The sequence below is a fragment of the Pseudomonas sp. SDO55104_S430 genome (genome assembly GCF_054070595.1).
Window position 1 is genome coordinate 21,797 of the sequence record NZ_JBSVXG010000016.1, and the last position, 19,434, is coordinate 41,230.

The 19,434-nt window shown below is 56.5% G+C and carries 29 protein-coding genes; 28 read left to right on the forward strand and 1 reads right to left on the reverse strand.

The window, feature by feature from the left end; translation table 11 throughout:
• Nucleotides 1-5: 5 nt before the first annotated feature.
• From rplB to bfr, 26 genes are all read left to right on the forward strand, one after another.
• The gene (gene rplB, locus ACW9JE_RS05285; RefSeq protein ID WP_007924198.1) at nucleotides 6-830 is read left to right on the forward strand and encodes a 50S ribosomal protein L2; all 825 of its coding nucleotides are present in this window, start codon (nucleotides 6-8) and stop codon (nucleotides 828-830) included.
• A gap of 16 nt (nucleotides 831-846) precedes the next feature.
• A complete protein-coding gene (rpsS, locus tag ACW9JE_RS05290) occupies nucleotides 847-1,122 on the forward strand; it encodes a 30S ribosomal protein S19 (protein ID WP_002555486.1) in 276 nt (91 codons plus the stop codon).
• A gap of 11 nt (nucleotides 1,123-1,133) precedes the next feature.
• Nucleotides 1,134-1,466, forward strand: coding sequence for a 50S ribosomal protein L22 (rplV, locus tag ACW9JE_RS05295; protein WP_003103908.1), 333 nt, complete (start codon nucleotides 1,134-1,136; stop codon nucleotides 1,464-1,466).
• Nucleotides 1,467-1,479: 13 nt separating this feature from the next.
• Complete coding sequence (gene rpsC / locus ACW9JE_RS05300; protein ID WP_007924192.1) at nucleotides 1,480-2,166, forward strand: 30S ribosomal protein S3; 687 nt, start codon at nucleotides 1,480-1,482, stop codon at nucleotides 2,164-2,166.
• Nucleotides 2,167-2,178: 12 nt separating this feature from the next.
• Nucleotides 2,179-2,592 (forward strand): 50S ribosomal protein L16, encoded by a 414-nt coding sequence (gene rplP, locus ACW9JE_RS05305; RefSeq protein ID WP_003228729.1) that lies wholly within the window; start codon nucleotides 2,179-2,181, stop codon nucleotides 2,590-2,592.
• On the forward strand, nucleotides 2,592-2,783 hold the full coding sequence (rpmC, locus tag ACW9JE_RS05310) for a 50S ribosomal protein L29 (protein ID WP_002555481.1): 192 nt from the start codon (nucleotides 2,592-2,594) through the stop codon (nucleotides 2,781-2,783). The genes rplP and rpmC overlap by 1 nt, the downstream gene beginning before the upstream one ends.
• Before the next feature lie 2 nt (nucleotides 2,784-2,785).
• Nucleotides 2,786-3,052, forward strand: coding sequence for a 30S ribosomal protein S17 (rpsQ, locus tag ACW9JE_RS05315; protein ID WP_003444370.1), 267 nt, complete (start codon nucleotides 2,786-2,788; stop codon nucleotides 3,050-3,052).
• Nucleotides 3,053-3,075: 23 nt separating this feature from the next.
• Nucleotides 3,076-3,444: a 50S ribosomal protein L14 gene (gene rplN / locus ACW9JE_RS05320; RefSeq protein ID WP_002555479.1), complete on the forward strand. Its 369-nt coding sequence runs from the start codon at nucleotides 3,076-3,078 to the stop codon at nucleotides 3,442-3,444.
• 11 nt (nucleotides 3,445-3,455) lie between these two features.
• Complete coding sequence (rplX, locus tag ACW9JE_RS05325; RefSeq protein WP_003186046.1) at nucleotides 3,456-3,770, forward strand: 50S ribosomal protein L24; 315 nt, start codon at nucleotides 3,456-3,458, stop codon at nucleotides 3,768-3,770.
• Nucleotides 3,771-3,790: 20 nt separating this feature from the next.
• Complete coding sequence (gene rplE / locus ACW9JE_RS05330) at nucleotides 3,791-4,330, forward strand: 50S ribosomal protein L5 (protein WP_003210069.1); 540 nt, start codon at nucleotides 3,791-3,793, stop codon at nucleotides 4,328-4,330.
• 13 nt (nucleotides 4,331-4,343) lie between these two features.
• Entirely contained in the window at nucleotides 4,344-4,649 is a 306-nt protein-coding gene (rpsN, locus tag ACW9JE_RS05335; protein ID WP_003228726.1) for a 30S ribosomal protein S14, read from the forward strand.
• Between the two features lie 208 nt (nucleotides 4,650-4,857).
• Nucleotides 4,858-5,250, forward strand: coding sequence for a 30S ribosomal protein S8 (rpsH, locus tag ACW9JE_RS05340; protein ID WP_003228724.1), 393 nt, complete (start codon nucleotides 4,858-4,860; stop codon nucleotides 5,248-5,250).
• 12 nt (nucleotides 5,251-5,262) lie between these two features.
• Nucleotides 5,263-5,796 carry a 50S ribosomal protein L6 gene (rplF, locus tag ACW9JE_RS05345; protein ID WP_175377085.1) on the forward strand — a complete coding sequence of 178 codons (534 nt, stop codon included), beginning with the start codon at nucleotides 5,263-5,265 and terminating at the stop codon, nucleotides 5,794-5,796.
• A 10-nt stretch (nucleotides 5,797-5,806) separates the two neighbouring features.
• Nucleotides 5,807-6,157: a 50S ribosomal protein L18 gene (gene rplR / locus ACW9JE_RS05350; protein WP_010443919.1), complete on the forward strand. Its 351-nt coding sequence runs from the start codon at nucleotides 5,807-5,809 to the stop codon at nucleotides 6,155-6,157.
• A gap of 3 nt (nucleotides 6,158-6,160) precedes the next feature.
• Nucleotides 6,161-6,661 carry a 30S ribosomal protein S5 gene (gene rpsE / locus ACW9JE_RS05355; RefSeq protein WP_175377086.1) on the forward strand — a complete coding sequence of 167 codons (501 nt, stop codon included), beginning with the start codon at nucleotides 6,161-6,163 and terminating at the stop codon, nucleotides 6,659-6,661.
• 2 nt (nucleotides 6,662-6,663) lie between these two features.
• Nucleotides 6,664-6,840 carry a 50S ribosomal protein L30 gene (rpmD, locus tag ACW9JE_RS05360; RefSeq protein ID WP_003176408.1) on the forward strand — a complete coding sequence of 59 codons (177 nt, stop codon included), beginning with the start codon at nucleotides 6,664-6,666 and terminating at the stop codon, nucleotides 6,838-6,840.
• A 3-nt stretch (nucleotides 6,841-6,843) separates the two neighbouring features.
• Nucleotides 6,844-7,281, forward strand: a complete 438-nt coding sequence (rplO, locus tag ACW9JE_RS05365; RefSeq protein WP_011336169.1) for a 50S ribosomal protein L15 — start codon at nucleotides 6,844-6,846, stop codon at nucleotides 7,279-7,281.
• Nucleotides 7,282-8,610 (forward strand): preprotein translocase subunit SecY, encoded by a 1,329-nt coding sequence (secY, locus tag ACW9JE_RS05370; protein ID WP_003228718.1) that lies wholly within the window; start codon nucleotides 7,282-7,284, stop codon nucleotides 8,608-8,610.
• A 27-nt stretch (nucleotides 8,611-8,637) separates the two neighbouring features.
• Nucleotides 8,638-8,754, forward strand: coding sequence for a 50S ribosomal protein L36 (gene rpmJ, locus ACW9JE_RS05375; protein WP_002555468.1), 117 nt, complete (start codon nucleotides 8,638-8,640; stop codon nucleotides 8,752-8,754).
• A gap of 130 nt (nucleotides 8,755-8,884) precedes the next feature.
• Nucleotides 8,885-9,241: a 30S ribosomal protein S13 gene (gene rpsM / locus ACW9JE_RS05380; protein ID WP_009045849.1), complete on the forward strand. Its 357-nt coding sequence runs from the start codon at nucleotides 8,885-8,887 to the stop codon at nucleotides 9,239-9,241.
• Nucleotides 9,242-9,271: 30 nt separating this feature from the next.
• Nucleotides 9,272-9,661, forward strand: a complete 390-nt coding sequence (gene rpsK / locus ACW9JE_RS05385) for a 30S ribosomal protein S11 (RefSeq protein WP_002555466.1) — start codon at nucleotides 9,272-9,274, stop codon at nucleotides 9,659-9,661.
• Between the two features lie 18 nt (nucleotides 9,662-9,679).
• On the forward strand, nucleotides 9,680-10,300 hold the full coding sequence (rpsD, locus tag ACW9JE_RS05390; RefSeq protein ID WP_122852423.1) for a 30S ribosomal protein S4: 621 nt from the start codon (nucleotides 9,680-9,682) through the stop codon (nucleotides 10,298-10,300).
• A gap of 22 nt (nucleotides 10,301-10,322) precedes the next feature.
• Nucleotides 10,323-11,324, forward strand: coding sequence for a DNA-directed RNA polymerase subunit alpha (locus ACW9JE_RS05395; RefSeq protein WP_007924176.1), 1,002 nt, complete (start codon nucleotides 10,323-10,325; stop codon nucleotides 11,322-11,324).
• 42 nt (nucleotides 11,325-11,366) lie between these two features.
• The gene (gene rplQ, locus ACW9JE_RS05400) at nucleotides 11,367-11,753 is read left to right on the forward strand and encodes a 50S ribosomal protein L17 (RefSeq protein ID WP_110965127.1); all 387 of its coding nucleotides are present in this window, start codon (nucleotides 11,367-11,369) and stop codon (nucleotides 11,751-11,753) included.
• A 198-nt stretch (nucleotides 11,754-11,951) separates the two neighbouring features.
• A complete protein-coding gene (locus ACW9JE_RS05405; RefSeq protein WP_457432157.1) occupies nucleotides 11,952-13,406 on the forward strand; it encodes a catalase in 1,455 nt (484 codons plus the stop codon).
• Nucleotides 13,407-13,555: 149 nt separating this feature from the next.
• Nucleotides 13,556-14,020 (forward strand): bacterioferritin, encoded by a 465-nt coding sequence (gene bfr, locus ACW9JE_RS05410; protein WP_110965125.1) that lies wholly within the window; start codon nucleotides 13,556-13,558, stop codon nucleotides 14,018-14,020.
• Nucleotides 14,021-14,085: 65 nt separating this feature from the next.
• On the opposite strand, the gene uvrA is transcribed toward bfr, so the two are convergent.
• Entirely contained in the window at nucleotides 14,086-16,920 is a 2,835-nt protein-coding gene (uvrA, locus tag ACW9JE_RS05415; protein WP_224535892.1) for an excinuclease ABC subunit UvrA, read from the reverse strand.
• A gap of 191 nt (nucleotides 16,921-17,111) precedes the next feature.
• On the opposite strand from uvrA, the gene ACW9JE_RS05420 reads away from it, so the two are divergent.
• On the forward strand, nucleotides 17,112-18,509 hold the full coding sequence (locus ACW9JE_RS05420; RefSeq protein WP_224535894.1) for an MFS transporter: 1,398 nt from the start codon (nucleotides 17,112-17,114) through the stop codon (nucleotides 18,507-18,509).
• 9 nt (nucleotides 18,510-18,518) lie between these two features.
• Nucleotides 18,519-19,031, forward strand: a complete 513-nt coding sequence (locus ACW9JE_RS05425; protein WP_110965122.1) for a single-stranded DNA-binding protein — start codon at nucleotides 18,519-18,521, stop codon at nucleotides 19,029-19,031.
• Nucleotides 19,032-19,434: the final 403 nt, after the last annotated feature.

Genomic DNA, 19,434 nt, shown 5'->3' on the forward strand with positions numbered 1-19,434 from the left:
GCATCATGGCAATCGTTAAATGCAAACCGACTTCCCCTGGCCGCCGTTTTGTGGTCAAGGTGGTCAACCAGGAGCTGCATAAAGGCGCTCCTCACGCACCGCTGCTCGAGAAGAAATCGAAGTCTGGTGGTCGTAACAACAATGGCCGTATTACCACTCGTCACGTTGGTGGTGGTCATAAGCAGCATTATCGTCTGGTCGACTTCCGTCGCAACGACAAAGATGGCATCGCTGCCACTGTCGAGCGTATCGAATACGATCCAAACCGTACTGCTCACATCGCTCTGCTGCTGTACGCAGATGGCGAGCGTCGCTACATCATCGCCCCTAAAGGCGTGAGCGCTGGCGACCAGCTGATCGCAGGTGCTCTGGCGCCGATCAAGCCGGGCAACGCTCTGCAACTGCGTAACATTCCAGTTGGTAGCACCGTACACGGCATCGAGTTGAAGCCAGGTAAAGGCGCTCAGATCGCTCGTTCCGCTGGTGCTTCGGCTCAGCTGATCGCTCGTGAAGGTGTCTACGTGACCCTGCGTCTGCGTTCTGGTGAGATGCGTAAAGTGCTGGCTGAATGCCGCGCGACCCTGGGTGAAGTCTCGAACTCCGAGCACAGCCTGCGTTCGCTGGGTAAAGCTGGTGCCAAACGCTGGCGTGGCGTTCGCCCAACCGTTCGTGGTGTTGCCATGAACCCGGTTGACCACCCGCATGGTGGTGGTGAAGGTCGTACCTCCGGTGGTCGTCATCCGGTATCGCCATGGGGCTTCCCGACTAAGGGCGCGAAGACTCGTGGTAATAAGCGTACCGACAAAATGATCGTCCGTCGTCGCAAGTAAATAGAGGGATACGACAGTGCCACGTTCTCTGAAAAAAGGTCCTTTTATCGATCTTCACCTACTGAAGAAGATCGAAGTGGCGGCGGAGAAGAACGATCGCAAACCAGTGAAAACCTGGTCGCGCCGTTCGATGATCCTGCCACAAATGGTCGGTCTGACCATTGCTGTACACAACGGTCGTCAGCACGTCCCAGTTCTCGTGAACGAAGACATGGTCGGCCACAAACTGGGCGAGTTCGCCGGTACCCGCACTTATCGCGGGCACGTGGCAGACAAGAAAGCCAAGCGTTAAGGGGTTAGGAAATGGAAGTAGCCGCTAAGTTGTCGGGCGCTCGAATCTCCGCCCAGAAAGCCCGCTTGGTCGCCGACCAGATCCGCGGGAAGAAGGTGGGCGAAGCGCTCAACCTGTTGGCTTTCAGCAGCAAGAAAGCCGCCGAGATCATGAAGAAAGTGCTGGAGTCGGCCGTAGCCAACGCCGAGCATAACGAAGGCGCAGACGTTGATGACCTGAAGGTCAGCACCGTTTTCGTCAACGAAGGGCGTTCGCTGAAGCGCATCATGCCACGTGCCAAAGGCCGTGCTGATCGCATCGTCAAGCGGTCTTGCCATATCACTGTCAAGGTTGCTGACAAGTAACGGAGTCGAAGAGATGGGTCAGAAAGTACATCCCATTGGCATTCGCCTGGGAATCGTCAAGGAGCACACCTCCGTCTGGTACGCAGACGGTCGGACTTATGCGGACTATTTGCTCGCAGATCTGAATGTGCGTGAGTATCTCCAAGACAAACTAAAAAGCGCGTCCGTAAGCCGTATCGATATCCATCGTCCGGCTCAAACTGCACGCATCACCATCCACACCGCTCGTCCAGGTATCGTTATCGGGAAGAAAGGTGAAGATGTTGAGAAACTGCGTCAGGACCTGACCAAGCAAATGGGTGTGCCTGTGCACATCAATATCGAAGAGATCCGCAAACCGGAGCTCGACGGTATGCTGGTTGCGCAGAGCGTAGCTCAGCAGCTGGAGCGTCGCGTAATGTTCCGTCGCGCTATGAAGCGCGCAGTACAGAACGCCATGCGCATTGGTGCCAAAGGCATCAAAATCCAAGTGAGCGGTCGTCTCGGCGGTGCTGAAATCGCACGTACTGAATGGTATCGCGAAGGTCGTGTGCCACTGCACACCCTGCGTGCCGATATCGACTATGCCACCTACGAAGCTCACACCACTTACGGTGTGATCGGTGTGAAGGTTTGGATCTTCAAAGGCGAAGTAATTGGTGGTCGCCAAGAAGAGCTGAAGCCACAAGCACCAGCGCCTCGTAAAAAAGCTGCTAAGTAAGGGGTACGCAAAATGTTGCAACCAAAGCGTACGAAGTTCCGCAAGCAGATGACCGGCCACAACCGTGGTCTGGCACTGCGCGGTAGCAAAGTCAGCTTCGGCGAGTTCGCGCTGAAGTCTGTTGCTCGTGGTCGTCTCACCGCTCGTCAGATCGAGTCAGCGCGTCGTGCTCTGACCCGTCACGTAAAGCGTGGCGGCAAGATCTGGATCCGTGTATTCCCGGACAAGCCTATTTCCAAAAAGCCTCTCGAAGTTCGGATGGGTAAAGGTAAGGGTAACGTCGAATACTGGGTTGCCCAGATTCAGCCAGGCAAAGTCCTGTATGAAATCGAGGGTGTTTCTGAAGAGCTGGCGCGTGAGGCTTTCGCCCTGGCTGCTGCAAAGCTGCCGCTCGCCACCTCCTTTGTTAAGCGGACGGTGATGTGATGAAAGCGAATGAACTTCGTGAAAAATCCGCACAGCAGCTGAACGAGCAACTGCTCGGCTTGCTGCGCGACCAGTTCAATCTGCGCATGCAGAAAGCAACTGGCCAGTTGGGGCAGTCGCATCTGCTCTCGCAAGTTAAGCGTGACATCGCTCGCGTGAAGACTGTGCTCAACCAGCAGGCAGGTAAGTGATCATGGCTGAAGCCGAAAAGACTGTCCGTACGCTGACTGGCCGTGTTGTCAGCGACAAGATGGACAAAACCATCACCGTTCTGATCGAGCGTCGCGTTAAGCACCCGATCTACGGTAAATATGTTAAGCGTTCGACTAAGCTGCACGCGCACGACGAAACCAACCAGTGCCACATCGGCGACAAAGTCACTATTCGTGAAACTCGTCCTTTGGCCAAGACCAAGTCTTGGGCGCTGGTTGATATTCTCGAACGCGCTGTGGAAGTCTAAGGACTAGGGGTCGGAGAAATTATATGATTCAGACTCAATCCATGCTCGATGTGGCCGATAACAGCGGCGCTCGCCGTGTTATGTGCATCAAGGTGCTGGGTGGCTCCCATCGTCGTTACGCTGGTATCGGTGACATCATCAAAGTTACCGTCAAGGAAGCAATTCCTCGCGGTAAAGTGAAAAAAGGCCAAGTGATGACTGCTGTAGTAGTCCGCACTCGTCACGGCGTACGTCGTGCTGATGGCTCCATTATCCGCTTTGATGGCAACGCTGCTGTTCTGTTGAACAACAAGCAAGAGCCGATCGGCACCCGTATCTTTGGGCCAGTGACCCGTGAACTTCGTACTGAGAAGTTCATGAAGATCGTCTCGCTCGCCCCAGAAGTGCTGTAAGGAGATCCGACATGCAAAAGATTCGTCGTGACGACGAGATCATCGTGATCGCCGGCAAAGACAAAGGTAAGCGCGGTAAGGTGCTGAAGGTTCTTGCTGACAACCGTCTGGTTGTTGGCGGTCTGAACCTGGTCAAGCGTCATACCAAGCCTAACCCGATGTCGGGCGTACAAGGCGGTATCGTCGAGAAAGAAGCGCCACTGCACGCTTCCAACGTCGCCATCTTCAACGGCGAAACCAACAAGGCTGACCGCGTTGGTTTCAAAGTAGAAGACGGTAAGAAAATTCGTGTCTTCAAGTCGACCCAAAAAGCGGTTGATGCTTGAACACTGCTAGGTAGAAGACCATGGCACGACTAAAAGAGATTTACCGGAAGGAAATCGCACCGAAACTTAAGGAAGAACTTAAGCTTTCGAACGTGATGGAAGTTCCGCGCGTTACCAAGATCACCCTGAACATGGGTCTGGGCGAAGCGATCGGCGACAAGAAAGTCATCGAGCACGCTGTTGCTGACCTGGAAAAGATCACCGGCCAGAAAGTCGTTGTGACCTACGCTCGCAAATCCATCGCTGGCTTTAAAGTCCGTGAAGGTTGGCCGATCGGCGTCAAAGTGACCCTGCGCCGTGAGCGTATGTACGAGTTCCTGGATCGTCTGCTGTCGATCTCCCTGCCTCGGGTTCGCGACTTCCGCGGCCTGAATGCCAAGTCCTTCGATGGTCGTGGCAACTACAGCATGGGCGTGAAAGAGCAGATCATTTTCCCGGAAATCGACTACGACAAGATCGATGCTCTCCGCGGTCTGGACATTACCCTGACCACCACTGCCAAGAACGATGACGAAGGCCGCGCACTGCTGCGTGCTTTCAAATTCCCGTTCCGCAACTGATTGGAGTAGGAAAATGGCCAAGAAGAGCATGAAAAACCGTGAGCTGAAGCGTCAGCTCACCGTTGCCAAGTACGCCACCAAGCGTGCAGCGCTGAAAGCTATCATCGTTGATCTGAACGCAAGTCCAGAAGCGCGTTGGGAAGCTACCGTAGCTCTGCAGAAGCAACCACGTGACGCAAGCGCCTCGCGCATGCGTAACCGTTGCCGCCTGACTGGTCGTCCGCATGGCGTTTACCGCAAGTTCGGCCTGGGCCGTAACAAACTGCGTGAAGCGGCAATGCGTGGTGACGTACCAGGTCTGGTTAAAGCCAGCTGGTAAGCACTGTCAAAGTCTCGGCGTTCCGGTTTGCAATAACCTGACCGCCGGTGGCCTTGAATCTGAATCAAGCCCCTTATGGGGCTTGATTCATTTCCGGGGTGTGTCTAGAATACCCGGCTCGCCTGAGCCCGTGTTTTTATGCTCGGAGATTCTCGGCGATACGTAGTAGCCGCAAGGCTAATTTTTCTGTTTTAGGAGCGTCTAGCCCATGAGTATGCAGGACCCGTTAGCGGACATGCTAACTCGAATCCGTAATGCCCAGATGGCTGAAAAGTCCGTCGTAAGCATGCCTTCTTCCACGTTGAAGGTGGCTGTTGCCAAAGTCCTGAAGGACGAAGGTTACATTGCGGGTTATCAGATCAGCAGCGAAACCAAGCCACTGCTGTCTATCGAGCTGAAATATTTCGAAGGCCGTCCGGTTATCGAAGAAGTTAAGCGCGTTAGCCGTCCAGGCCTGCGTCAGTACAAGTCCGTCGAAGATCTGCCGAAAGTTCGTGGCGGTCTGGGCGTGTCTATCGTCTCCACCAACAAGGGTGTGATGACTGATCGTGCTGCGCGCGCTGCCGGTGTCGGCGGCGAAGTTCTTTGCACTGTGTTCTAAGGGGGGATAAGCATGTCTCGCGTCGCTAAGAACCCCGTTAAGCTGCCAGCCGGCGTCGAAGTAAAATTCGCAGGCCAACAGCTTTCGGTGAAGGGTGCCAAGGGCACTCTCGAACTGAACGTCCATTCGTCCGTTGAGATCGTTGAAGAAGCCGGTGAGCTGCGTTTCGCTGCTCGCAATGGCGATCAACAGACTCGCGCAATGGCCGGTACCACTCGTGCGCTGGTTAACAACATGGTCCAAGGCGTAAGCCAAGGCTTCGAGCGCAAGCTCCAGCTGGTCGGTGTTGGTTACAAAGCGCAAGCAAAAGGCACAGTGCTGAACCTGGCTCTTGGCTTCTCGCATCCAGTGGATTACGAACTGCCGGCAGGCATCACTGCTGAGACTCCTAGCCAGACCGATATCCTGATCAAGGGCATCGACAAGCAGCTGGTAGGTCAAGTGGCCGCCGAGATCCGCGACTTCCGTCCACCAGAGCCGTACAAAGGCAAAGGTGTGCGCTACGCGGACGAAGTCGTCCGTCGTAAAGAAGCCAAGAAGAAGTAGGGCATAGCAAATGACCGACAAAAAAGTTACTCGACTGCGTCGCGCTCGCAAAGCACGCCTGAAAATGCACGAACTCGAAGTCGTGCGTCTCTGCGTGTTCCGCTCTTCGCAGCACATCTACGCCCAGGTCATTTCGGCCGACGGCAACAAAGTCCTGGCAAGCGCCTCGACTTTGGATAAAGAACTGCGTGATGGTGCCACCGGCAACATCGACGCGGCCACTAAGGTTGGCCAGCTGGTCGCTTCGCGTGCTAAGGCCGCTGGCGTCTCGCAGGTGGCTTTCGACCGCTCTGGCTTCAAGTACCACGGCCGCGTTAAGGCGCTGGCTGATGCTGCTCGTGAAGCTGGGCTGGAGTTCTAAGTTATGTCAAATAACGACCAAAAGCGCGACGAAGGCTACATCGAGAAGCTGGTTCAAGTTAACCGCGTAGCCAAAACCGTTAAAGGCGGCCGTATCTTCACTTTCACCGCGTTGACCGTGGTTGGTGATGGTAAAGGCCGTGTTGGCTTCGGCCGTGGCAAGTCGCGTGAAGTGCCTGCTGCGATCCAGAAGGCAATGGAAGCTGCTCGCCGCAACATGATCCAGGTTGATCTGAACGGCACCACTCTGCAGTACTCCACGAAGTCCGCTCACGGCGCTTCGAAGGTTTACATGCAGCCTGCTTCCGAAGGTACCGGTATCATCGCTGGCGGCGCTATGCGTGCCGTTCTCGAAGTTGCTGGCGTTCAGAACGTTCTGGCCAAGTGCTATGGCTCGACTAACCCTGTAAACGTGGTTCACGCCACTTTCAAGGGTCTGAAGGCTATGCAATCTCCTGAGTCCATTGCTGCCAAGCGTGGCAAAAGCGTGAAGGAGATCATCTGATCATGGCTACCGTAAAAGTTACGCTGATCAAAAGCATGACCGGCCGCATCCCTAACCACAAACTGTGCGTTAAGGGTCTGGGTCTGCGTCGCATCGGTCACACTGTAGAAGTCCAGGATACTCCCGAGAACCGCGGGATGATCAACAAGGCTTACTACATGCTGCGTGTCGAGGGTTAATCGATGAAACTCAATGATCTGAGTCCAGCGCCGGGTTCCCGTCGCGAAAAGCATCGTCCGGGCCGTGGTATCGGTAGTGGTTTGGGTAAGACTGGTGGCCGTGGTCACAAAGGTCAGACCTCCCGCTCCGGTGGCACCATTGCTCCAGGCTTTGAAGGCGGTCAACAGCCGCTGCATCGTCGCCTGCCGAAGTTCGGTTTCGTTTCCCTGAAAGCCATGGATCGCGCAGAAGTGCGTCTGTCCGAGCTGGCTAAAGTGGAAGGCGACATCGTCACCGTGCAGTCCCTGAAAGATGCCAACGTGATCAACGTCAACGTACAGCGCGTGAAAATCATGCTGTCCGGTGAAGTGGCTCGCGCTGTAACCATCGGAAAGGGAATCGGCGCCACCAAAGGTGCGCGTGCGGCTATCGAAGCAGCTGGCGGCAAGTTCGAGGAATAAATGGCTAAGCAAGGTGCTCTCTCTGCGCTCGGCAAAGGCGGTATGTCTGAACTCTGGGCTCGTCTGCGTTTTCTGTTCCTGGCGATTATCGTCTACCGAATAGGCGCACACATCCCGGTTCCAGGTATCAACCCGGACCGACTCGCGGACCTGTTTCGACAGAATGAGGGGACCATTCTTAGCTTGTTCAACATGTTTTCCGGCGGCGCGCTGGAGCGTATGAGCATCTTTGCACTGGGGATCATGCCGTACATTTCGGCATCGATCATCATGCAGCTCATGACCGCTGTCAGCCCGCAGCTGGAGCAGTTGAAGAAGGAAGGTGAAGCTGGCCGTCGCAAGATCAGCCAGTACACCCGCTACGGCACTGTCGTCCTCGCCCTCGTTCAGGCTATTGGCATGTCCATTGGTTTGGCGGGGCAGGGCGTAGCGTTCACTGGTGACTTTGGCTTCCATTTCGTCGCGGTATCCACTTTTGTGGCTGGCGCGATGTTCATGATGTGGCTGGGTGAGCAGATTACTGAGCGTGGTGTTGGCAACGGTATCTCGATGTTGATTTTTTCGGGTATCGTCGCCGGTCTTCCGAGAGCGATCGGGCAGTCTTTCGAGTCTGCGCGTCAGGGTGATATCAACATCTTCGCCCTGGTTGCCATCGGTTTGCTGGCAGTAGCGATTATCGGTTTCGTGGTGTTCATTGAGCGTGGTCAGCGTCGTATCGCTGTTCACTACGCCAAGCGTCAGCAGGGCCGCAAGGTCTTCGCTGCGCAGACCAGCCACTTGCCGTTGAAGGTGAACATGGCCGGCGTTATTCCGGCCATTTTCGCGAGCAGCATCTTGCTGTTCCCGGCTTCGTTGGGTGCCTGGTTCGGCCAGTCTGAAGGTATGGGCTGGTTGCAGGACATCTCGCAGTCGATCGCTCCTGGTCAGCCGTTGAATATTCTGCTGTTTAGTGCAGGGATTATTTTCTTCTGCTTCTTCTATACGGCGTTGATGTTCAATCCGAAAGACGTAGCGGAAAACCTGAAGAAGTCCGGTGCCTTTATTCCGGGCATCCGTCCAGGTGAGCAGTCTGCGCGCTACATTGATGGCGTTCTGACTCGCTTGACCATGTTCGGTGCTCTTTACATGACGGCCGTCTGCCTGTTGCCCCAGTTCCTGGTGGTTGCAGCCAACGTTCCGTTCTACCTTGGCGGGACCTCGTTGCTGATCGTGGTCGTGGTTGTGATGGACTTCATGTCCCAAGTACAATCGCACCTCGTTTCGCACCAGTACGAATCCCTGATGAAGAAAGCCAACCTGAAGGGTTACGGCAGCGGCATGTTGCGCTGAGTACCCATAAGGTTCGAGGAGTTGGTGATGAAAGTTCGTGCATCGGTGAAAAAGCTGTGCCGTAACTGCAAGATTATTCGCCGCGAAGGTGTTGTTCGAGTAATTTGCAGCGCGGAACCGCGTCACAAACAGCGCCAAGGCTGAGTGTGATTGTGCTTCAAGCCCGGCAGCTAGTGCGCTGCCGGGTTGATTATTTGTTATTACAGCGATATTATCTCGCGCCCTATTTCTTGGCTTCCGGGGCGTAGGTAGCTGTCAATTGGAGTCCCACTGAATGGCCCGTATTGCAGGCGTTAACATTCCAGATAACAAGCATACTGTTATCTCGCTGACCTACATCTATGGTGTTGGTCGCACTACTGCACAGAAAATCTGTGCAGAGACTGGGGTAAACCCAGCTGCGAAGATCAAGGATCTGAGCGACGAGCAAATTGAACAGCTGCGTGGCGAAGTGGCGAAGTTCACCACTGAAGGTGACCTGCGTCGCGAAATCAACATGAAAATCAAGCGCTTGATGGACCTCGGTTGCTATCGCGGTCTGCGTCATCGTCGTGGTCTGCCAGTACGCGGTCAGCGTACCAAGACCAACGCGCGTACCCGTAAAGGTCCGCGTAAGCCGATCCGCAAGTAATCGCCCCAGCGAATCGACAGGAATTTAATCATGGCAAAACCTGCTGCTCGTCCTCGTAAAAAAGTTAAAAAGACAGTGGTTGATGGCATCGCCCACATCCATGCTTCTTTTAACAACACCATCGTGACCATTACCGACCGTCAAGGTAACGCTCTTTCCTGGGCTACCTCCGGTGGTTCGGGTTTCCGCGGTTCCCGCAAGTCCACCCCGTTCGCTGCTCAAGTAGCTGCTGAGCGTGCTGGTCAAGCTGCGCTGGAATACGGCCTGAAAAACCTCGACGTAAACGTCAAGGGCCCAGGTCCAGGTCGTGAATCCGCAGTCCGCGCTTTGAACGGCTGTGGCTACAAGATCGCCAGCATCACCGACGTGACGCCAATCCCGCACAACGGGTGCCGTCCGCCGAAGAAGCGCCGCGTGTAATCCAGGAGATTGTAAAGAATGGCTCGTTACATTGGTCCAAAATGCAAACTCGCTCGTCGCGAAGGCACCGATCTCTTCCTGAAGAGCGGCGTGCGCGCGATCGAATCGAAGTGCAACATTGAAGCAGCACCTGGTATCCACGGCCAGCGCCGCGGTCGCCAGTCCGATTACGGCACCCAACTGCGTGAAAAGCAGAAGGTCCGTCGTATCTACGGCGTTCTCGAGCGTCAATTCAGCGGCTACTACAAAGAAGCTGCTGGCAAGAAAGGCGCAACCGGCGAAAACCTGTTGCAACTGCTCGAATGCCGTCTGGACAACGTTGTATACCGTATGGGCTTTGGTTCGACTCGTGCCGAATCCCGTCAGCTGGTATCGCACAAGTCGATCAGCGTAAACGGCAAAACCGTTAACGTTCCGTCCTACCAGGTTCGTGCTGGTGACGTGGTTGCTGTTCGCGAGAAAGCAAAAAACCAACTTCGCATTGTCCAAGCTCTCGATCTGTGTGCTCAACGTGGCCGCGTAGAGTGGGTAGAAGTAGACACTGAGAAGAAGTCGGGCGTTTTCAAGAACGTTCCAGCTCGCAGTGATCTGTCCGCCGACATCAACGAAAGCCTGATTGTCGAGCTCTACTCCAAGTAAGGGCTAGAAAATAGGTGCATCCATGCAGATTTCGGTAAATGAGTTCCTGACACCCCGTCACATTGATGTGCAGGTTGTCAGTCCAACCCGCGCCAAGATCACTCTCGAGCCTCTCGAGCGTGGTTTTGGCCACACCCTGGGCAACGCGCTGCGCCGCATCCTGTTGTCCTCAATGCCTGGCTGTGCAGTAGTCGAGGCCGAGATTGACGGTGTGCTCCACGAGTACAGCGCCATCGAAGGTGTACAGGAAGACGTAATTGAAATCCTGTTGAACCTTAAGGGTCTGGCTATCAAGCTGCACGGCCGTGACGAAGTTACGCTGACCTTGTCGAAGAAGGGTTCGGGGGTGGTTACCGCTGCCGATATTCAGCTGGATCATGATGTCGAGATCGTTAATCCCGATCACGTAATCGCTAACCTGGCGTCTAACGGCGCCCTGAACATGAAGCTCGTAGTAGCTCGTGGTCGTGGTTATGAGCCGGCAGACTCGCGTCAGAGCGATGAAGACGAAAGCCGCAGCATTGGTCGCTTGCAGCTTGACTCTTCGTTCAGCCCGGTTCGCCGTATCGCATACGTGGTGGAAAACGCCCGTGTCGAGCAGCGTACTAACCTGGACAAGCTGGTTATTGATCTGGAAACCAACGGTACTCTGGATCCTGAAGAGGCTATCCGCCGCGCTGCAACCATTCTGCAACAGCAGTTGGCTGCGTTCGTCGACCTCAAAGGTGACAGCGAACCAGTGGTAATCGAGCAGGAAGACGAGATCGATCCGATCCTGCTTCGCCCGGTTGACGATCTGGAACTGACTGTACGTTCGGCTAACTGCCTTAAGGCGGAAAACATCTACTACATCGGCGACCTGATTCAGCGTACCGAAGTAGAGCTGTTGAAGACTCCGAACCTGGGCAAGAAATCCTTGACTGAAATCAAGGACGTTCTGGCCTCCCGCGGTCTGTCCCTCGGCATGCGCCTCGACAACTGGCCGCCTGCAAGTCTTAAGAAGGACGACAAGGCGACTGCCTGATCGTCGTAATCACCGAACGTAGTGTTTGGTAAGGAATGAACCATGCGTCATCGTAAAAGTGGGCGTCACCTGAGCCGCACCAGCTCGCACCGCAAGGCCATGTTCCAGAACATGGCGGTGTCGCTGTTCGAGCACGAGCTGATCAAAACTACTCTGCCAAAAGCCAAAGAACTGCGCCGCGTTGCCGAGCCGCTGATCACTCTGGCCAAGACAGACAGCGTTGCTAACCGTCGTCTGGCTTTCGACCGTACTCGTTCGAAAGCCATCGTAGGCAAGCTCTTCAACGACCTGGGCAAGCGTTACGCTACCCGTGAGGGTGGCTACCTGCGCATTCTCAAGTGCGGTTTCCGCGCTGGCGACAACGCTCCTATGGCGTACGTCGAGTTGGTTGATCGTGCTACCGGCGGTGAAGCTGTTTCCGCTGAGTAAGACGTCAGTCTGAAACAAAGAACCGGGCCTAGTGCCCGGTTTTTTGTGCGCGCTCGAAAAGTGGATTTACGTTCTGTTGGTATTGGTTATCTCTATCGATTGAGATGAGTTAATGAATTAGATGGTGTCATGCTCATCGTCAATACTTCCTTTCAGCCGATTAGCCGGCAGTTCAAGACCGATAAAGGAAGAGATCGCATGAGCCAAAACAAGATGCTTACCACTGCCAGTGGCGCTCCTGTCGCTGATAATCAGAATTCCCGCTCCGCAGGCCCGCGTGGGCCGCTGTTGCTTGACGACTTCCACCTGCTCGAGAAGTTGGCGCACTTCAACCGTGAAAATATCCCTGAGCGTCGTGTGCATGCCAAAGGCTCAGGGGCATACGGCACCTTCACCGTAACTCGTGATATCACTGAGTACACCAGCGCCAAGCTGTTCGCGGCCGTCGGCAAGCAAACCCCAACCTTCCTGCGATTCTCCACTGTGGGCGGTGAGCGTGGTTCGGCTGACACCGAGCGCGACCCACGGGGTTTTGCGCTGAAGTTCTACACCGAAGAAGGCAACTGGGACATTGTGGGTAACAACACGCCGGTGTTCTTCATTCGTGATCCTTTGAAATTCCCGGACTTTATCCACACCCAAAAGCGTCTGCCGCAAAGCAACCTGAAAAGTGCGCAAGCGATGTGGGATTTCTGGTCGCACTCCCCTGAGGCACTGCACCAGGTCACGATCCTGTTCTCGGACCGCGGCATCCCCGACGGCTATCGCCACATGCACGGCTTCGGTAGCCACACCTACAGCCTGATCAGCGCCAAGGGCGAGCGGCACTGGGTGAAATGGCACTACAAAACCAAACAGGGCATCAAGAACCTGGCGCCAGCTGAGGCCGCGCGCCTGGCAGGTACCGACCCGGATTACGCCCAGCGCGACCTGTTCGAAGCCATCGAGCGCGGTGATTTCCCGAAATGGAGCGTGTGCATCCAAATCATGACCGAGGCCCAGGCCGCTGCGCATTACGAAAACCCGTTCGACGTGACCAAAACCTGGTCGCAGAAAGAGTTTCCGCTGATCGAGGTCGGTGAGCTGGAGTTGAACCGCAACCCGCTCAACTATTTCGCGGAAGTAGAACAGGCTGCCTTTGGCCCAAGCAACATGGTGCCAGGTGTAGGCCTCTCTCCGGATCGCATGCTGCAAGGTCGCGTCTTCGCCTATGCCGACGCGCACCGCTACCGTGTGGGCACCAATCACCAGCAACTGCCGGTGAACGCACCTCGTAGCACGGTCAACAGCTACCAGCGCGATGGTTCGATGGCGTTCGGCACCAATGGTGGCGCGGCGCCGAATTACGAGCCCAACAGCTACGTCGACTCGCCAAAGCAAACTCCGCACTACGCCGAGCCGCAGTTGGCTCTGAGTGGCGCTGCCGATCGCTACGATCATCGCGAAGACACGGACTACTACAGCCACGCAGGCGCGCTGTTCCGCCTGATGAGCGATGAACAGAAGACGCTGCTGGTTAGCAACATCGCTGGTGCGATGGCAGGTGTATCGAGCGATGTCGTCGATCGCCAGTTGCAGCATTTCTTCAGGGCTGATCCGGCGTATGGAGAAGCAATCGCAAAGCTGCTCAATGTACAGATTAACGAAGTCTAAATGAGAAGCAGAACCGCCCTTATTTGGGCGGTTTTTGCGTTATTTAGGCTGCTTTTCTAAGAATATCTTCGCTTTTATTGCGTTTGGTCCGTGACGATGGAGTCGTGTTGGTTCAAACTACAGACTTTCAAGCAGGGAGATGTAGGGCGATGAAAGGCCACCCAGACGTTATCGATTACCTCAACACGTTGCTGACCGGCGAATTGGCCGCGCGTGACCAATATTTCGTGCACTCGCGGATGTATGAGGACTGGGGTTTCACCAAGCTCTACGAACGAATCAACCACGAGATGGAAGAAGAAGCCGGGCATGCCGATGCACTGATGCGCCGCATTCTGATGCTCGAAGGTACTCCACGCATGCGTCCTGATGATCTCGATGTCGGCACCACGGTACCGGAGATGCTGGAAGCGGACCTGCGCCTCGAGTACAAAGTACGCGCCGCTCTCTGCAAAGGCATCGAGCTCTGCGAGAAGCACCAGGATTACATCAGCCGCGAGATCCTCGAAGTTCAGCTCAACGACACAGAAGAAGATCACACCTATTGGCTGGAAAAGCAGCTGGGCCTGATCAAGCTGATCGGTATCCAGAACTACCTGCAGTCCCACGCCTGATTCACCCAGATACAAAAAAGCCCCGGCCACTGAGACAGTGACCGGGGCTTTTTCATGGGCCTTGATCAGGCCCGATCACGCTCCAGCAGCGGTTTGAGGTAGTAGCCGGTATGAGATTGTTTCATCTCGGCGACTTCCTCTGGTGTGCCAACGGCGATGATCTGGCCACCTTTGGAGCCGCCTTCCGGCCCCAGGTCCACCAGCCAGTCGGCTGTCTTGATCACGTCCAGGTTGTGCTCGATCACCACCACGGTATTGCCGTGATCGCGCAAGCGGTGCAATACGTCGAGCAGTTGCTGGATATCCGCGAAGTGCAGGCCGGTTGTCGGCTCGTCGAGGATGTACAGGGTCTTGCCGGTATCGCGCTTGGACAGTTCGCGGGAAAGCTTGACCCGCTGTGCCTCGCCACCGGACAGCGTGGTCGCCGATTGCCCCAGTTTGATGTAGGACAGGCCGACGTCCATCAACGTCTGTAGCTTGCGCGCCAGGGCCGGGACCGCGTCAAAGAACTCTCGGGCTTCCTCGATGGTCATCTCGAGGGTCTCGTGAATGCTCTTGCCCTTGTACTTGATCTCCAGGGTTTCGCGGTTGTAGCGCTTGCTCTTGCAGACGTCGCACGGTACGTAGATGTCCGGCAGGAAGTGCATCTCGACCTTGATCAGACCATCGCCCTGACAGGCTTCGCAGCGCCCACCCTTTACGTTGAACGAGAAGCGCCCCGGACCATAACCGCGGGAGCGGGACTCTGGCACGCCGGCGAACAGCTCGCGAATCGGCGTGAACAACCCGGTGTAAGTCGCCGGGTTGGAGCGCGGCGTGCGTCCAATCGGGCTCTGGTCGATATCGACCACCTTATCCAGATGCTCCAGCCCCTTGATGCTGTCGTGCGGAGCCGCTTCGAGTGTCGTCGCACCGTTCAGCGCCGTGGCGCTGAGAGGGAAAAGCGTATTGTTGATCAGCGTGGATTTGCCCGAGCCGGACACACCCGTCACGCAAGTCAGCAAGCCGATCGGAATATCCAGATCGACATTGCGCAAGTTGTTGCCACGGGCGCCTTTCAGCGACAGCGACAGCTTCTTGTTGCGAGGTGTGCGCTTGGCCGGTACTTCGATCTTCACCCGACCCGACAGGTACTTGCCGGTCAGCGAATCCGGATGCGACATCACCTCGTCCGGCGTACCCTCGGCAACGATGGCGCCGCCATGGACCCCGGCCCCCGGGCCGATATCCACCACGTAGTCGGCCAGGCGAATGGCGTCCTCGTCGTGTTCGACCACGATCACCGTGTTACCGATGTCGCGCAGGTGCTTCAGAGTGCCCAGCAGGCGGTCGTTATCGCGCTGGTGCAGGCCAATCGAAGGTTCGTCGAGAATGTACAGCACGCCGACCAGCCCCGCACCGATCTGGCTGGCCAGACGGATACGTTGTGCTTCACCGCCCGACAGCGTGTCCGCGCTGCGGTCCAGCGACAGATAGTCGAGGCCGACGTTGACCAGGAACTGCAGGCGCTCACGGATTTCCTTGAGGATCTTGTCGGCAATCTCGCCGCGACGACCGGTCAGCGACAGCCCGCCGAAATATTCGCAGGCATCACCGATTGGCAGGTTGGTCACTGCCGGCAGGTTTTTCTCTCCCACCCACACATGCCGCGCCTCGCGCCGCAGACGGGTGCCACGGCAATCCGGGCAGGATTGGGTGCTGAGAAACTTGGCCAGTTCTTCGCGCACCGAAGCCGATTCGGTTTCGCGATAGCGACGCTCCAGGTTCGGCACGATGCCTTCGAACGGGTGCGAGCGTTTGACGATGTCGCCGCGATCATTCAGGTATTTGAAGTCGACGTTCTGTGAGCCGGTGCCGTGCAGGATCTGCTTCTGCTTGTCGGCCGGCAACTCGTTGAACGGCACTTCCAAGCTGAACTTGAAGTGACTGGCCAATGAGCCAAGCATCTGGAAGTAATAGACGTTGCGCCGGTCCCAGCCGCGAATCGCCCCTTCGGCCAGTGTTAGCTCGCCGTTGACCAGTCGCTTGATGTCGAAGAACTGCTTGACCCCAAGGCCGTCGCAGGTCGGACAGGCGCCGGCCGGGTTGTTGAAGGAAAACAGCTTGGGTTCGAGTTCGCTGATTGCGTGGCCGCAGATCGGGCAGGCGAAGCGTGCGGAGAAGATCATCTCTTCGCCCGGTTCGTCGTCCATCGGCGCTACCAGCGCAATGCCATCCGCCAGCTTGAGCGCGGTTTCGAAGGATTCGGCCAGTCGCTGTTGCAGATCGGCGCGGACCTTGAAGCGGTCGACCACCACGTCAATGGTGTGTTTCTTCTGTTTGTCGAGCTTAGGCGCTTCGTCCAGCTCATAGAGCTTGCCGTTGATCCGGGCACGAACGAAACCCTGGGCCCGCAGCTCTTCGAAGACCGAGAGGTGCTCGCCTTTGCGCTCGCGGATGACCGGTGCCAGCAGCATAAGTTTGCTGCCCTCCGGCTGCGCGAGGACCAGATCGACCATCTGGCTGACGGTCTGCGCTTCCAGCGGGATGTCGTGATCCGGGCAGCGCGGGATGCCGACGCGCGCATACAGCAAACGCAGGTAGTCGTAGATCTCGGTGATGGTGCCGACGGTCGAACGCGGGTTGTGCGAGGTCGACTTCTGCTCGATGGAGATGGCCGGCGACAGGCCTTCGATGGTGTCGACGTCGGGCTTTTCCATCATCGACAGGAATTGTCGGGCGTAGGCTGACAGCGATTCGACGTAGCGGCGCTGGCCTTCGGCGTACAGTGTGTCGAATGCCAGCGACGACTTGCCGGAGCCGGACAGGCCGGTGATGACGATCAGCTTGTCCCGCGGCAGGGTCAGGTCGATGTTCTTCAGGTTGTGGGTTCGAGCCCCACGGATCAGGATCTTGTCCAAAGTGGCCTCGCTTGGCGGGCGTCGAAAACGTAGGAGTATACGGCCAAATACTGGATGGATGCACACTATCGAATGATGTCATTGCAGGCTTACATGAAAGGTCTTTCATCTACACGCGGCAAAGCGTCGCGATATACCCAGTCAATCGATCGGACTGGTAGAATCGCCGCCGGTTCACATGAGGTTTTTCCATGCACGATCCCCACAGCGAACGCATGAGTGGCAGCGAGACCCGCGCGGCGAGCGGTCTGGCCCTGGTGTTCGCCTTCCGCATGCTGGGCATGTTCATGGTGTTGCCGGTACTGGCGACCTATGGCATGGACCTCGCTGGAGCGACCCCCGCCCTGATAGGGCTGGCGATTGGCGCTTACGGCCTGACCCAGGCAATTTTCCAGATTCCTTTCGGCATCATTTCCGATCGCATCGGCCGTCGCCCGGTGATTTACCTCGGGTTGGTGGTATTCGCCCTTGGCAGCGTATTGGCGGCCAACGCCGATTCGATCTGGGGCGTGATCGCCGGTCGTATCCTGCAAGGCGCAGGGGCGATTTCCGCCGCAGTCATGGCCTTGTTATCGGATCTGACTCGCGAGCAGCATCGCACCAAGGCCATGGCCATGATCGGCATGACCATCGGCCTGTCGTTCGCCGTGGCGATGGTGGTCGGTCCCTTGCTGACCCGGGCTTTCGGCCTTTCCGGATTGTTCCTGGCCACCGGTGGCATGGCGCTGGTGGGTATCGTGATCGTGATGTTCATGGTGCCGCGCTCCACCGGTCCATTGCAGCACCGCGAGTCCGGCGTCGCGCGCCAGGCCTTGATGCCGACCCTCAAGCACCCGGACCTGTTGCGCCTGGATTTGGGTATCTTCGTGTTGCACGCGATGTTGATGTCGAGCTTCGTGGCCTTGCCGCTGGCGCTGGTCGAGAAGGCCGGGCTGCCCAAGGAACAGCACTGGTGGGTGTACCTCACAGCGCTGCTGATCTCTTTCTTCGCCATGATCCCGTTCATTATCTACGGCGAAAAACGACGCAAAATGAAACGAGTTCTGCTCGGTGCCGTCGTGACGCTGATGCTCACTGAGCTATTCTTCTGGCAGTTCGGCGACAGCCTGCGGGCTCTGGTGGTGGGTACGGTGGTGTTCTTCACCGCGTTCAACCTGCTGGAGGCTTCGCTGCCGTCGCTGATCAGCAAGGTTTCACCGGCTGGCGGCAAGGGCACGGCGATGGGGGTTTATTCCACCAGTCAATTCCTCGGTTCGGCATTGGGCGGAATTCTCGGCGGCTGGATGTTCCAGCACGGCGGTTTGTCGGTTGTGTTCCTGGGATGTGCGGCTCTGGCTGCACTCTGGTTGGCCTTTGCTGTTACCATGCGTGAACCTCCCTACGTGACAAGCCTGCGCTTGCCGTTGTCGCCCGAGGCGATCCGCGAAGCGGGTCTGGTCGAGCGCCTGAAGGCCGTCGTAGGGGTAACAGATGCAGTGATAGTCGCTGATGAGGCGGCCATTTACATCAAATTGGACACCGAACTATTGGATCGCAGCACCCTGGAAGACCTGGTGAACAACCCGGCCGGGGCAGCGTGCGTAGCCTAGGAGAACGTAATGGCCCGTGGGGTTAACAAAGTCATATTGGTCGGCACTTGCGGCCAGGATCCTGAAGTTCGCTACCTGCCGAACGGTAACGCCGTGACCAACCTGAGTCTGGCGACCAGCGAACAGTGGACCGACAAGCAAACCGGTCAGAAAGTTGAAAAGACCGAATGGCACCGTGTATCGATGTTCGGCAAAGTGGCGGAAATCGCCGGCGAATACCTGCGTAAAGGTTCGCAAGTCTACATCGAAGGCAAGTTGCAGACCCGCGAGTGGGAAAAAGACGGCATCAAGCGTTACACCACTGAAATCGTGGTCGACATGCAAGGCACCATGCAGCTGCTGGGCGGTCGTCCACAGCAGGGTGACCAACAAGGCGGTGGTAACAACTACCAGCAGTCCGCGCCACGCCAGCAGGCTCCACGCCCTCAGCAGTCGGCACCGCAGCAGCGTCCAGCGCCACAACAGGCCGCTCCGCAGCCAGCTCCGGATTTCGACAGCTTTGATGACGATATCCCGTTCTAATCGGGACCTATGGAAGTGTCTAAAGCAAATTAAGAGGACTGACCCCAGTGTTTACACAGGGTTAGTCTCTAAAAGCCCACAAGAAAGCCCCGCGTTTTTGTAAAGAAGCGTGGGGCTTTTGCTTTACACCTTTTGAATGTCTCTTCGCTTGTGCGCTGTTCGCCTCCTCTAGTGTCCAAAAAGCGCTGACCTGCTTTGCGATTAAAAAATGAAATGCATTCCATTTCGCGATCTGTGCCTGCGTGTGGCATGGCTTGTCTGACGATGTATGCCTTCAGTGAGGAGAACCAGAAAAGGAGCGTGTACATGTCTTTATGGCAGGTTTTCTTTTCAATTCGCCCAAGGTCGCCTTCGCTTGTTTGAACTGTGTAATGGATGGCGGCTGTTGGTCACACCAGCATAA

Coding starts and splice junctions, on each gene's coding strand:
- rpsC (WP_007924192.1), top strand. CDS start 1,480: ATGGGTCAGAAAGTACATCCCATTGGCATTCGCCTGGGAATCGTCAAG.
- rpmD (WP_003176408.1), top strand. CDS start 6,664: ATGGCTACCGTAAAAGTTACGCTGATCAAAAGCATGACCGGCCGCATC.
- rpsK (WP_002555466.1), top strand. CDS start 9,272: ATGGCAAAACCTGCTGCTCGTCCTCGTAAAAAAGTTAAAAAGACAGTG.
- rplR (WP_010443919.1), top strand. CDS start 5,807: ATGACCGACAAAAAAGTTACTCGACTGCGTCGCGCTCGCAAAGCACGC.
- rplQ (WP_110965127.1), top strand. CDS start 11,367: ATGCGTCATCGTAAAAGTGGGCGTCACCTGAGCCGCACCAGCTCGCAC.
- rplF (WP_175377085.1), top strand. CDS start 5,263: ATGTCTCGCGTCGCTAAGAACCCCGTTAAGCTGCCAGCCGGCGTCGAA.
- rpmJ (WP_002555468.1), top strand. CDS start 8,638: ATGAAAGTTCGTGCATCGGTGAAAAAGCTGTGCCGTAACTGCAAGATT.
- ACW9JE_RS05405 (WP_457432157.1), top strand. CDS start 11,952: ATGAGCCAAAACAAGATGCTTACCACTGCCAGTGGCGCTCCTGTCGCT.
- secY (WP_003228718.1), top strand. CDS start 7,282: ATGGCTAAGCAAGGTGCTCTCTCTGCGCTCGGCAAAGGCGGTATGTCT.
- rplE (WP_003210069.1), top strand. CDS start 3,791: ATGGCACGACTAAAAGAGATTTACCGGAAGGAAATCGCACCGAAACTT.
- ACW9JE_RS05425 (WP_110965122.1), top strand. CDS start 18,519: ATGGCCCGTGGGGTTAACAAAGTCATATTGGTCGGCACTTGCGGCCAG.
- ACW9JE_RS05395 (WP_007924176.1), top strand. CDS start 10,323: ATGCAGATTTCGGTAAATGAGTTCCTGACACCCCGTCACATTGATGTG.
- rplX (WP_003186046.1), top strand. CDS start 3,456: ATGCAAAAGATTCGTCGTGACGACGAGATCATCGTGATCGCCGGCAAA.
- rpsD (WP_122852423.1), top strand. CDS start 9,680: ATGGCTCGTTACATTGGTCCAAAATGCAAACTCGCTCGTCGCGAAGGC.
- rpsN (WP_003228726.1), top strand. CDS start 4,344: ATGGCCAAGAAGAGCATGAAAAACCGTGAGCTGAAGCGTCAGCTCACC.
- rpsQ (WP_003444370.1), top strand. CDS start 2,786: ATGGCTGAAGCCGAAAAGACTGTCCGTACGCTGACTGGCCGTGTTGTC.
- rplP (WP_003228729.1), top strand. CDS start 2,179: ATGTTGCAACCAAAGCGTACGAAGTTCCGCAAGCAGATGACCGGCCAC.
- rpsE (WP_175377086.1), top strand. CDS start 6,161: ATGTCAAATAACGACCAAAAGCGCGACGAAGGCTACATCGAGAAGCTG.
- rpsM (WP_009045849.1), top strand. CDS start 8,885: ATGGCCCGTATTGCAGGCGTTAACATTCCAGATAACAAGCATACTGTT.
- rplO (WP_011336169.1), top strand. CDS start 6,844: ATGAAACTCAATGATCTGAGTCCAGCGCCGGGTTCCCGTCGCGAAAAG.
- rplN (WP_002555479.1), top strand. CDS start 3,076: ATGATTCAGACTCAATCCATGCTCGATGTGGCCGATAACAGCGGCGCT.
- rplB (WP_007924198.1), top strand. CDS start 6: ATGGCAATCGTTAAATGCAAACCGACTTCCCCTGGCCGCCGTTTTGTG.
- rpmC (WP_002555481.1), top strand. CDS start 2,592: ATGAAAGCGAATGAACTTCGTGAAAAATCCGCACAGCAGCTGAACGAG.
- rplV (WP_003103908.1), top strand. CDS start 1,134: ATGGAAGTAGCCGCTAAGTTGTCGGGCGCTCGAATCTCCGCCCAGAAA.
- bfr (WP_110965125.1), top strand. CDS start 13,556: ATGAAAGGCCACCCAGACGTTATCGATTACCTCAACACGTTGCTGACC.
- ACW9JE_RS05420 (WP_224535894.1), top strand. CDS start 17,112: ATGCACGATCCCCACAGCGAACGCATGAGTGGCAGCGAGACCCGCGCG.
- rpsH (WP_003228724.1), top strand. CDS start 4,858: ATGAGTATGCAGGACCCGTTAGCGGACATGCTAACTCGAATCCGTAAT.